This is a genomic window from Rothia nasimurium (assembly GCF_042660305.1).
In the GTDB taxonomy this organism is placed as follows: Bacteria; Actinomycetota; Actinomycetes; order Actinomycetales; family Micrococcaceae; genus Rothia; species Rothia nasimurium.
Genome location: NZ_JBHSTW010000006.1, coordinates 63,665 through 75,749 on the forward strand (window position 1 = coordinate 63,665; position 12,085 = coordinate 75,749).

Sequence of the window (12,085 nt, forward strand, 5' to 3'; positions counted from 1 at the left end):
GTCTGTCGAGAGCCTGTATGTTTTACAGGATCTCGACAGGTAGACCTTTATGGTGCTTTCACCCCGGAAAATCAGCTAAACACGGGGTGCCTAGGTGCATGTCTATTCTGGAAGAATAGATGATTTCGTGCCGCTCCACATCACCACGAGTTCATCACGGGCCCGGGTCGAGGCTACGTAAAGAAGAGAGCGTTCGCGCAACTGCTGGTCTTTAAGTTCCTCAAAGGGCACCTGACGTAACGCATTGGGCAGGGGTACTGATTTATCATTGACCTCGAAAAGAACAACCCGTTTATATTCCATACCCTTTGCTCGGAACATGGTCATGATATGGGGAACATTCTTTGAGTTGTGCGGGGAACCTTCAATTTGCACCGCAACGATTCCCCGGTCGTCCAGGGCCTGGAGAACGTCGTTACTAATACTCTTGGTGCGCACCAAAATAGCAATATCGCTCAGGGACCCGTCCTGGTTGCGCCAGCGCTTCAGCAGCTCTGCGAGCGCGTCGTATTCTTCGATGCGGGTAGAGAACTGCATGAGCTTCGGTTGGGGACCTGAACGGGGTGAGACGTACTGGTGGCTTTCTTCTCCGCTCTCGAGGTCTTCCCACTTCTCCGGATCGAGCATACGCATGGCGTAGGCCAGGTTTTCTGCGGTGGTGCGGTAGTTGAGGCGGAGTCGACGGGCTCGTCCGCGGATGTTGATTCCGAAGCGGCTGAGGGGGAATTTTTGGCCATAGATCCGCTGGTGGGAGTCTTCTGCGATGAAGAGGTCGTCTTGACTGTCAGGGACGAGGGCGCGTAGGAGCAGCCAGTGGGCCGGGGTGAGGTCTTGGGCTTCGTCGACGATTACGTGGTCTGCACTGTAGGTGCCTGTGTCTTCACTTCGGTGTTGGAGGACGACGGCGGCGAGACAGAGCAGTTCGGGGAAGGTATAGCCTTCGGAGAGGTCGCGGTTGTTGCGGTAGAATTCGATGATTTTCCAGAGGGCTAGTCTTTGGCCCCGGTTGAGGGCTGTTCCCCGTCCTGGTCTGGGTACTTTGGTGTACTGGCGGGAGGTAGTGATGAGGTTGCCCAGTATTACGGTGACGTATTCGGTATCGAGGAAGCTGGTGGTGAGCAGCTCGTCGGGGAGATCGGTTTCGGCGTCTTCAATGGCGGTTTTCCAGTCGGAATCGCTACTGGCGTGGGTGCTAGTGTGGTGGCGAATGGGCCGTCCGGAACCGAGTACTTTTTCTACTGCTGCTCTTTTTTCCTGATCGGTAGCTGAGCGCCAAATTGCTGCGGCGATGGCGTCGGTGTTTTTGACGTGGACGCCGGGCTGGCCGAGTTCGTTGACGGTTCGGATGCGGTCGTCTAGAAGGTTGAGTTGGTCGTGGAGGACATCGGTGAGGGTTTTGTTGAAGGTGGTGAGGACGATGCGGCGGTTGGGGTTCTGGTCGTAGAGGTATTTGGTGCGGTGCAAGGCGACGACGGTTTTGCCGGTGCCAGCTCCGCCAGAGACTCGGTATGGTCCTTTGGATTTGATACCGCGGGGGTCCTTGGGGTCGTTTATACGGACGTATTTGCGCTGTTCGGGGTGGAGGTAGGTGCGCCAGAGGTCAAAGTTGCCGCTTTCAACGACTTGCTTGAGTTCGGCGAAGTCGTCAAAGGTTTTGAATTCTGCTTCGGTGCTGGGCTGATCGAAGGCTTCGATGACATCCTGGTCGGTGGAGGGTCGCTTTTCGGCGAGGTTGGTTGCTGCTTCTGCCCGGATTTGGAGGGTGAGGGTTTCGATGACTGCTTCGATGGACTCCCCAGCTTGGAGTTCGAGGAGGACACAGCCTTGCCAGACGGGGGCTTCATCTACGATTCGGTTGAATTCTGAGCTGGTGGTGGCGGCGATGGCGGGGGTGCTGTAGCGGGGGTCGATTCCGATTTGGTTTTGAAGTTGGTCTGGGGTGTAGCCAAGTCGGTTGAGCTGGTTGACGAAGGTGTCAGCTACTTCAATAGCCTCGGGCAGGGTGGTGTTTTGGGTGGTTTCTGCTCCCGATACTGGAGCTTCGGTAGCTGTTGGTTGTTGGGTGGGTAAGGCGGTGGCTACCTCTGAGGGGGCAGGCTGCTGGGGTTCGGTATAGCTGCTGGTTAGGTTGGGCTGTTCTGCCTTATTGAGGGCTTCTTCTGCCTGCTGGACGATGAGTTCCAGTACGCCGGAGACGGGGTTGACGTAGAGAATTTTGGTGCGAGCGATTCTGATCGCTTCGTCATGGTTGTAGGTGCCGGCGTAGACGTAGTGGGCTTCTTCCCCGCCTGCAATGCGGTAGAGGACGGCCCGGTATTTGTCGTCGACACGGCCAGTTCGGGCACGGGGGTCTTTAGCGTTGATCATGGGCTCGATGTGCAAGCCGGGGGTGGCGTCGTTGCTCATGAGCATTTCGAGGAATTTGAGGACTTTCTTGCGTAAGGTGGGGTCGGTGCGGCGGGCGTCCTTCACCATTGTGATGTGGGGCATTGGTGTTTCCTATCGGGTGGCGGGGCTAGTTCTGGTAACTGATAGCTTGAGCGACGGCTGCGCGGACGGCGTCAGGGTCACTGAGCTGGGCGATGATGTAGTTACGGGCAGGTTTAGCAGGCATGTCGTCGAGTTCGTCCTCTGTTTCGAACAGCAGAAGGATCGTGTCGCTGTCCGGCCAGTAGGCGGTGACGGGGCAACCGTCGATTTCGTGGCCGAAGTCGGGTAGTGGTGTTGAGGGCTTGACTTCACGGGTGAAGCTCTCAATCATGTTCCGGTCGAGTTCGTCGTCGAAGGTGGCCAGGGCATCTTGCCATTCTTCGGGCAGGGTGCCGGTGTCTGTGGTGGGTTCATCGGGTTCCGGTGCTAGGTTGTCGATGATGGCGGTTTGGCTGGTGCCCACGATGAGGTCGGGGTTGAAGGCGAGGAGGTTTGAGTATCTGAGCCAGAGCCTCCAGGATTCTTGGTAGTCGTCGGTGGCGACCTGTGCTTCATCGTGTTTGAGATAGACCGCGGGGCGGGTAGTTGAATACTTTCCGGCTAAGTCGACATAGCAGGCGAAGTAGTCAACCTTGTTGCCCCACATTACCCGGGGAATGGACTGTGGGGTGGCGCGGTTTACCGGACCGGTTTCGGTGAGATAAGCCTTGTGAACGTCCTGGAGTTCGGTGCCTACGCTTTGGGCGGCGATCAGATCGTGGACGCCGCGGTCTGAGGTGTAGTTGGTTCGCTTTGTTACCCCGTCGAGGTAAAAGGGGACAGTATTGGAGAACCTTCGCCAGAGGTCGGTGTCTGGGTTGTGGAGCCATTCCCAGAGGATGCTCATGGAGTCTTTGCGGAGCAGGTTGATCATGGCGTTGGTTTGACTCAATCGATCTTGTTGCTGGGCGCGGTCGATCTTCTGTTGCGCAATGCCTGTGGGCAAGGGCAGGTTTTCTTTGGTCTTGCCTGCAAACCTGTTGATGTCGTCGTCGGTGATTGCCCAGACGATTTCTCCCCGTTGGCGCAGAGAGTGCCGTTTTTCTGCGTCGTCTGTGATGCGCATGGCTGATGCTGAGGCGTGGTAGCGGCGGGAGTCCAGGTAGATGAGGATATCTTGAATCTGGGGGTTAGGAGTGGTGAGTTTGAAGTCGGGTACAGTGTTGCCGTATTCGCTAGGTTGGGGTTTGAGAGTCCAGTTAGTTGGTTTCCCTAGCGAAGGGATAGTGAAGGTTAGTTCATTACCTTCTAGCTTGGGACGTGTCTTGACCTTGGCGTTGGTGTTATGCAGGCGTTCGGCGAGGACATGGCTGAACTTTGATTCGAGAGCAGATTCGGGTGAAGCCTGCGGGGTATAGGCCGAGTATTCGATCGTCCAGTGGTCGGTGTAGGGGCTGGTTGAATTGAGCTCATGTTCACCTGCACCCGGGTTGAGAATCTGGGTGAGAGCTTTGATGGCTGCTTGTTTGGAGAGATAGCCGCTGTCACGGGAGGGTGCGAAAGGCAGGAGGCATTGGTGGCAGGCAGTGTCGCAGGTGCAGTTACTTTGGGTAAGCGAAAGATAGGCTGAGCGAAGGACCTCCCAGACCTTTTCAGGTGTTCCGAATTCGGTGAGGTAGCCGGTCCCGCCTGGCACGTTGTCGTGGAGCAGGAGGCTGAAAAGGTTTTGACCGTCTTTTTCCTGGCTAATGGAGAGGATATCGATGTGTTCTGGGCGGCCACCGAGCACTGTTCTCATGCCCATGAGTACGGCTGCTTTGAGGGAGGGAACGGCTTCCTCCCCTTCGAACTGGATGCTGCTGGGCAGGTGGAGTTGGACGCCTTGGGTGACGAGGGTCCGCCCCAGCAGAATGGCTTGGGATTTGTCTTCGACATCGTTGCGGTGGGAGCACCAGAAGCGGTGCTCGTCGTACCGGTTACTGCCGCTGTCTTTGTCGAGGACGCCGCATTCTGGGCAGAGGCGGAATTTGAGTGCCTTGTAGGTTGAGCCAGAGATTCGCAGTTCGGAGGCGTTTTTGCTGACCGGGCCGAGATTGAGCCAGCGGAGGGTGACCCGTTTGAGGGGGTCGACGCCAAAGGTGTCACCAGAGAGTTTCCACCGGCGGCCAATATGGTTTTCTTCGGTGGTGATGGTGGGGACGATGGTGAAGAATTTTCGGTGGCGGTCGTCGGCCCGGTCACCGATCGTGGCTTCATCGCGTTCTACGTCGGCTGATACTTTTTGGAGTTCGACGACTTCGTGCAGGTTGCTGCGGTCCCCGATGGGACTTGAGCACTGGGGGCAGGTTTTGAGCAGGTGGGATTCTGAGACTAGCACTGAGGTGCAGCCGCACTGGTGGCAGATTTGCCAGAGCTGGACGTTGCTTCGGTCTGGGCCGAGGTCTACGGCATCAATTTTTACTTCGAGGGCGTTGGCATAGAAGGTGTTGCCGGGGGCGAATTCTGAGAGGGCGGTGGAGGCACCCCGGACGTAGGATTCCATGGTGGTTTCCCGTTCGGAGGTTTCAGGGTCCCAGGTGGTGACGCCTACAGCAAGTTCGACGCTGTCGTCGAGCAGGGTGTAGTTGGGTAGGATTCCGTAGAGTTCAAGGTTGCCAATCCAGTATTTGCTCCGGAGTTCTTCAATTTGTTTCTTGAAGAATCTGAGGTTGGCTTGGACTTTTCGCAGGTCTTTTTCTGCGCGGACGCCTTCAGCGCTGTCACTGTTTCGGAAGATCTCTGCCTGTTCGCGTAGGTTGGGTATGAGTTTCTGGATAGCGGTGGCCCGGTGTTTGATGGTGGCGAGGTCCTTGGTGTAGGTGCGAGCGGCCTCAAGGATGTCGTCGGGCATCTGTTCTGTCGCCCAGGTTCGGAGGGAGGCGACAGTGTCGTCGGTGAGGAGATTCCCGAACTGGCGGGTGAAGGCTTCGAGGTAGCCTTCGTTGTCGGTAGCTGTTTGGATGAGGTCGTTGAGCAAGTTGCCTTCGCGGTCTACCCCGGCGAAGAGGTCGTTGGAGTTTGTGATTCGGTAGGTTTTGCCGCTGGCTGTGAAAGTATCGACAATGGAGGCGATGTATTGGCGGCGGAGCATTTCTTCTGCGTTGAGGAAGGTTGCTGGGGGTTTGACGTCGCCGTTGATGGTTTCGAGGGGGTTAGCTAACTTGTGGAGGTTTTCTCCGGCTCCCCGGATGTAGCTGAGGACGAGAGCGTTGCCAGTTTGGCGGCCAGCACGGCCGATTCGCTGCTGGTAGTTGGCGACGGTTTTGGGGAGGGAAGAGAGCATGACGGTGGATAAGTCCCCGATGTCGATACCCATTTCGAGGGTTGGGGTTGCTACCAGGACGTTGGGGGCGTCGGGCTCTGCGGTGCCGTTTCGGCCTTTAAACCCGTTTTCGTAGGAGAGGCGCAGGTCGGTGGGGAGTAGGGAGGTGTGTTCCCGGGCGATAACGCGCAGGGTGGCGGGGCTGGAGTAGAGCTTCCGGTAGTAGTTGCGGGGGTTGAGGGCAAGTCTTTCCAGGGTGCCTTGGCAGCGGTTGACGAAGCAGGGGGCACCGTCCAGGTTGGTGATGGTGGTGGGGGTGCCAGGTAGGGTCATCTTACAGATGGAGCAGCTGACGTGGAGTTGCTTTTGGTCGAGCTGGGTATCCGTTGTGGGGTGGATTGTGATGTTCCGCGGGTCGATCCAGAAGACTTTGGCGCGGAGGGGCGTGTTGTTCGGGTGGTGGGGTACGGTGACACCGATGATGTTTTGTTCGGCGAGGGCGGTGAAGAGGTTGGTGACGAGGAAGGGGGATGTGCTGGGACTGGTGCCGAGGACTCGGCTGGTCCAGGTGGAGTACCAGCTTTGGGCGTGGGCGATGTTGTCCAGGTTTTTGGAGTGTTTGCTAGTTTCTTCACCGAGTCGGGGGAAGGCGGGCATGGGGCGGCCTCCGCCGAAGCCTGGCATACCTTCTTTTTTGGCGCGGCCGCCCTGCAGGAACCAGGTGGCGCCGTCATTTTTGATGAATTTGTCGAGCCAGGGGTGGTGTACGCCACCCTGCATTCTCATGCGTTCCAGGATGCCGGTGACCCACTGGAGTTTTTTCTTAGGAGGGATGTTTTGGAGGTCTTCGGGGCTGAGCATTCCGCTGTGGTCGATGAAGCGGCGGATGGCGGCGTCGATGATAGCTAGGATCTCGGTTTCTGTTCCGTAGTCGACGGCAGCTGCTGCGGATCCGGTGAGTTCGAGGGTCCGGCCCATGCGGGAGTTGAGGCCGAATTCTAGGACGGCGTCAAAGGTGATGCGGCGGGTGGCGTAGGTCTTTGCCTGGTTGCGGCCGGTGGTGGATTTGGTTGTGCTCCAGAAGGGTTTAAAGGCTTGCCGGTTGGCGATGCTGGGGTCGAGGAGCTGGTATTTTGCTTCGGGGGTGGTGGCTTGGTCGATGGTTGCTGCGGCGAGGTCGCGGACGTTGGTGGATGTGGTGGCCAGGCTGTCGAGGGTGTGTTTGAAAGTTGCGCGGAGGGTCATGCTGTGTGAGCGGGCCTGGACGAATCCGGCGCGGTGGGCAGCGTCCTGCACAGAGTCGGTGAATACGAGGGCTTTTTTCTCGTCTGCCCCGATGGAGGATGAGCCGAATAGTGTGGAGATCGTGACCGAGAGCATGGTGGCGATGGCGCTACCGACGAAGCGGATGGAGTCGTTGGCGTTGCAAGCCGGGCAGATTTGGGCCTTAGATTGCTCGACAGCTTCTAGGCCGGGGTAGGTGAGGACGGGCAGAATTCGGGAGCTTTCCCAGTCTTCCGAGGTGAAGTTGTGGGTGAGGTCTCGGCCGTTGCTGTGGAGCTCTTCGTGGTCGATGTGGAACCAGCGGAGCTCGTCGCGGGGGGTGTCGCCTTCGTGGGTGATGTAGTTTTCACCTTCTGTAGGGGCGTAGATGAGGGGGCGGAAGTCACCGGTGCGGCGGGCGGCTGCTTCTCGGATGGCGGCGGGGCCGATGTCGTAGTTGTTTTCTAGTTTGCCTTTTTTGATGCCCCACCCGGAGCGGCCGCAGTTACGGCAGAAGATGGCGGGGAGGTAGAGGTCTTGGGTGGTGGGACCGCCGGTGTTTTCTGACCAGCTGAAGCTTGGGACGGCGTCGACTTTTCGGTTGATACGGGATAGTTCGCGGACCCATTGGTGCAGTTCAACGGAGGGGATGTTGCGGCCCAGGTGTTTGCGGATGACGGAGAGGCCGGAGAGGGCAGTGGTGATGATGCTGGTGCGTAGTTCGCGGATGCGTTGGGGGTCGCGCTCCCCTACCGGGCGTTTGTTGCCAGGGACAATCGCGGTGGAGAGTTCGAAGATGTTGGTGGCTTGTTGGGTGTTGCGGATGATGGCCTGGATGTAATCGTGGCGGAGGAAGGCGTGGACGGAGATGAGGTGGGGTTGGTCCTGGCTGGCGTCGGTGAGGGGGTCTTCGTAAAGGGCAGCGCGGAGGCCTGGGTGGCTGATAGCTCCGAGGGGGTAGTCGTCTGGGTTTTTGCCGTGGTTTTGGGCGACCTGGTCGGGTGTGAGGTAGGTGGGGGTGACGTTGAAGTTGTAGATGTGCTGGCCGTTGTGAGTGGCAAAGACTTCGCTGGCGGTTTGGACAACGGAGGGGGCGTCCTTGGCGATGTCGTTGTGGCCGCTGGTGTCTTCTGGGATGCTAGCTAGCCATTCGTCGGCTGTGGTTCGAGATTCGGTGATAACGGCGTCGGGGGTGAAAGGTTCGCCAAAGACGGTGTAGGCGAAGTCGAGCATAGCAGAGGGGTCTCCCCCGCTGCCGAGGGTTGCTGAGGTAGCGACTGGGGTGACTCGGCCGAGGGGGCGGGCGAGGTCGTCGGTGGTGAGGCCGTGGGGGTTGTCGAGGGGATTCTCGGTGAGGGGGCCGGTGACGGCCGGGGTGAGGTGGTGTTTAAGGGTGAGGCCGAGGCGGCGGAGAAGCATGGCAACGTCGGTGCCCTGGGCACCGTCGTAAGTGTGGAATTCGTCGAGGACGATGTATTGGAGGCTGAGGGCTGAGTCTTTCCAGAGTTTTGCGTCTGCACCGCGGAGGAGCAGCATATCGAGCATTTTGTAGTTGGTGAGGAGGATGTCGGGCGGGCTTTGGCGCAGGGTACTACGGTCTGTAATGAGATTGGTGGCGGTGACAACGGTGGAGCCGTTGGTGTTTTCGCCGGTGTAGATGCCAGCGGTGACGGGGTGGTTGCCTTCGGTGATGAGGCCGGCAAGACGTTGGGCTTGGTCGTTGGCTAGGGCGTTCATGGGGTAGAGAATCAGGGCTTTCATACCTGTGATTCCTGCCCAGTTGGCGCGGATAACGTGGTCGAGGATGGGGTAGAGGAAGGATTCTGTTTTGCCGGAACCGGTGCCGGTGGTGACGAGGGTGGGTTGGGGGCGGCGCCAGGTGGCTTGTTCGCTGGCTGCTTCTGGGGTGGTGTCGGACGCTGGTGCGCTGCTGAGGCGCATGAAGGCTTGGGCCTGGTGGCCGTAGGGTGGGAAGGCTGGGGTGACGTGGTGGAGGCTGTTGTGCCAGCCGTGGGGGGCTGGCGAGAAGGGCAGGCGGGTGCGGATGTAGGGACCTTTGAAGATGCCGTCACCAATGTGGCCACCTTCTTCTGGGCTGGTTTCGGGTGCCTTGAGGAAGGCTTCGAGGGCTTGGCGGGTGTCTGTTTCAGTGAGGGCGAAGGTGGTGGTGAGGAAGTCGGTGAGGCCCTGTTGCAGGTCGCTTGCTTGTAGGCTGGGGACGAGCATGGGGGTGGGGTTCTCGGTCATGGTTCCTCAAGGTGCGGTTGGGCTGGGGCTGAGTGCGGCCACCTAAGTGACGGTTAGCACCTATTTTATCCCCTCCCCTAGCCAGAAGCCCGGCCATGGGCTGGGTTTGGGGTGTGCCGATAAGAGCTCTTATGTCAACCAAGCCCGCCAAGACCCCACCCACACCCGCTTCTTCACAGACTCAGCCACAGGCATAGCAGCCACCTCAGAGTTCCTCTCCCACAAGGCAACCTATCCCCTACTAAACGGACTGCAACCAGACCTCTACCGGGCCTTCATGGTCAAAACCTGGCAAAACAACTCCGGTAGAGGAGTGGTATCCCTGATCCACCCCGAATCCCACTTCAAGGAAAAGAAAGCCGGAAATCTCCGTGCTAGTGCTTACCATCGCCTCAGACGACACTGGCAGTTCATCAACAAGTTAATGCTTTTTGAAATCAGTGACCACGTTGTTTACGGGGTACACGTCTACGGAAGATACCAGCAAGACATCCAATTCGATATGGCCTCGTCTCTGTACCACCCCAACATGGTTTCAGGGTCGTATCTGCATGACGGATCGGGGGAAGAACCCTATCTGAAGTTGAACGGTTACTGGGACTTGCGACCTCACAAAAACCGAATTATCACGGTCACTCAGGATGTCCTGACCACGTGGAGGGACCTACTGAACACAGAAGACACACCAGCCGACCAAGCTTCGATGATCTATACCGTAAACAAGACCTCGGAACGGGTTCTTCAAAAGTTATCACTGGCTCCTCGTGTGCGCGAACTTGGCCTACAGTACTCCCGTGGCTGGGATGAATCTATTGACCGGAAGAAGGGGTACTTCCAACCTGGCTCAAAGGTCAATGAGTCCTGGGCAGATGTCATCTTGCAGGGCCCCTTCTTCTCGGTGGCCAATCCTTTTGCCAAGCAGCCTAACGCGACGATGCGGAGCAATGAAGACTACACCCCGATCGATCTTGAAGCCCTCCCCGCAGACTTCATCCCCCGCACCTCCTACCAACCTGTCGGCTCTACCGCCGATAATGGTGATTATGACAAGTCCTACACCCAGTGGACAGACCCAGTTACAGGGGAGAAGGCCTCTGCGAGAAGGTATTTTAGGTTAGCTTGGAGGCAGATGGCCGCAATTACAGGTGTGCGTACTTTATATCCAGCAATTATTCCACCTGGTGCGGCTCAAATTTCTTTCTCCGCAGGTTTTACCAATTTTCAGCAGCTAGCAGTTACATCTGCTCTATGGTCTTCATTGGCGGTGGACTTTTTGGTAAAGTCCACCGGGGTGGCTAACCTCCATTTTTCATTCATTGAAAATTTGCCGAGCGGAATGATATTCAACCCAGCTATCAAAAATCACTTGAGTATCAGGGTTGCAAGGTTGACATCTCTTACAAGCGCTTATTCACCATTCTGGAAAGCTGTCACAGGTGAAGAGTGGAGCATGGACTCACCCGCCCGGAACGCTGTTGAGCGTAACAGAATTCTCTGCGAAATTGATGCACTGTGCGCATTAGGTCTTAACATCTCCATAGAAGAGTTACTTATTATTTATAAATCTCAGTTTAGTGTCTTGAAACAATATGATGAAAAAGATTTATTTGATTCAAACGGGCGTAAGTTGCCCAAGGAAATCACCAAGCGGGTTAGCGAGGCAGAAAAAGCAGGCCGCCTTTTATCGCCCGATGAACTAACCTGGCCTCACCCCCAATCAGATGTGGAGTACACTTTTGAACCGCCCTTTGCTCCCTTCGACAGGGAGGCAGAGCTGAAGGCTGCCTACGAACGATTCTCCTACCTGCTTCATCAGGAGTAGCAAATCTTAATGACTTGGCTGGCCCCGCCTACCACATCCGACGGGGCCGGGCCAGTTCTAGTTTTCTGAGGCTAGATAGCTGAATTTTTCATAGGCGTCTCGAAGGGCTTGCTCGCGGTCAAAGGTGGTGAAAGGCTCCTCAAAAACATACTCTCGCTGAGACTGAGGGTGAGTCCATCTCAGACTGGCTAATGGTAGTGTTGTTCCATTTTTTGCTGAATCTTTAACTAGCTTAGAAATTTCCTTAGGGAGCTTGCGGCCATTGTGATCAAACAAGTTTGAACCGTCGTACTGCTGCAACACGCTAAACTGAGTGTTATATATCGTAATTAGCTCATCTGGTGTTATTCTAAATGAAATTGCAACTAGCGCATCAATCTCGGATTGAACGATCAACCTGTCCCGCTCTTTTCGTACTGGTGATTTTATTGTCCAGGGGTTCTTGTGAACACCTTCCCATAATTCACTCATTTGAGCTGTAAGGCAGGTTAGCTCTGTAAATCGTTGTGCAACTTCGTAACGAATTATCTTGTTGTCACTCAAGGGGAAATTATCAATGACGCTACCGAAGAGGTCGGATACACCAGATACCCTGGCAAAAAAGTCCGACACGAGAGAACTAAGATATCCTCCGATATAACCGAGCGATTGCAATTCATTTTTGATACCACCGGTTGCGATTACTGCATGTACGTGGGCAGCCCCGGCAGGAATAACAGTCGGATAAACCGTTCGTACCCCCGTTAGGGCGGCCATCCGCCTCCACCCTAGTCTCATAACGGACCGGGCAGAGTACTTTTCCCCTGTAACTGGGTCTGTCCACTGGGTGTAGGACTTGTCATAATCACCATTATCGGCGGTAGAGCCGACAGGTTGGTAGGAGGTGCGGGGGATGAAGTCTGCGGGGAGAGCTTCTAGATCGATCTCGGTGTAATCCAAGTTATTCTTCATCGAGGCGTTGGGCTGCTTGGCAAAAGGATTGGCCACCGAGAAGAAGGGGCCCTGCAAGATGACATCTGCCCAGGACTCATTGACCTTTGAGC

3 protein-coding genes and 1 pseudogene are annotated in these 12,085 nt (G+C 56.6%); 1 reads left to right on the forward strand and 3 read right to left on the reverse strand.

Features of this window, described 5'->3' with window-relative positions; all coding sequences use genetic code 11:
- Nucleotides 1–102: 102 nt before the first annotated feature.
- Nucleotides 103–2,490 carry a 3'-5' exonuclease gene (locus ACFP6B_RS02565; RefSeq protein WP_377126419.1) on the reverse strand — a complete coding sequence of 796 codons (2,388 nt, stop codon included), beginning with the start codon at nucleotides 2,488–2,490 and terminating at the stop codon, nucleotides 103–105.
- Nucleotides 2,491–2,515: 25 nt separating this feature from the next.
- The gene (locus ACFP6B_RS02570) at nucleotides 2,516–9,220 is read right to left on the reverse strand and encodes a DEAD/DEAH box helicase (RefSeq protein ID WP_377126422.1); all 6,705 of its coding nucleotides are present in this window, start codon (nucleotides 9,218–9,220) and stop codon (nucleotides 2,516–2,518) included.
- Nucleotides 9,221–9,533: 313 nt separating this feature from the next.
- Between ACFP6B_RS02570 and ACFP6B_RS02575 the strand changes: the two genes are divergently transcribed.
- On the forward strand, nucleotides 9,534–11,042 hold the full coding sequence (locus ACFP6B_RS02575) for a hypothetical protein (RefSeq protein ID WP_377126425.1): 1,509 nt from the start codon (nucleotides 9,534–9,536) through the stop codon (nucleotides 11,040–11,042).
- 57 nt (nucleotides 11,043–11,099) lie between these two features.
- Here ACFP6B_RS02575 and ACFP6B_RS02580 read toward each other — a convergent pair.
- Nucleotides 11,100–12,085, reverse strand: a pseudogene (locus ACFP6B_RS02580) (hypothetical protein); the annotation flags it as partial.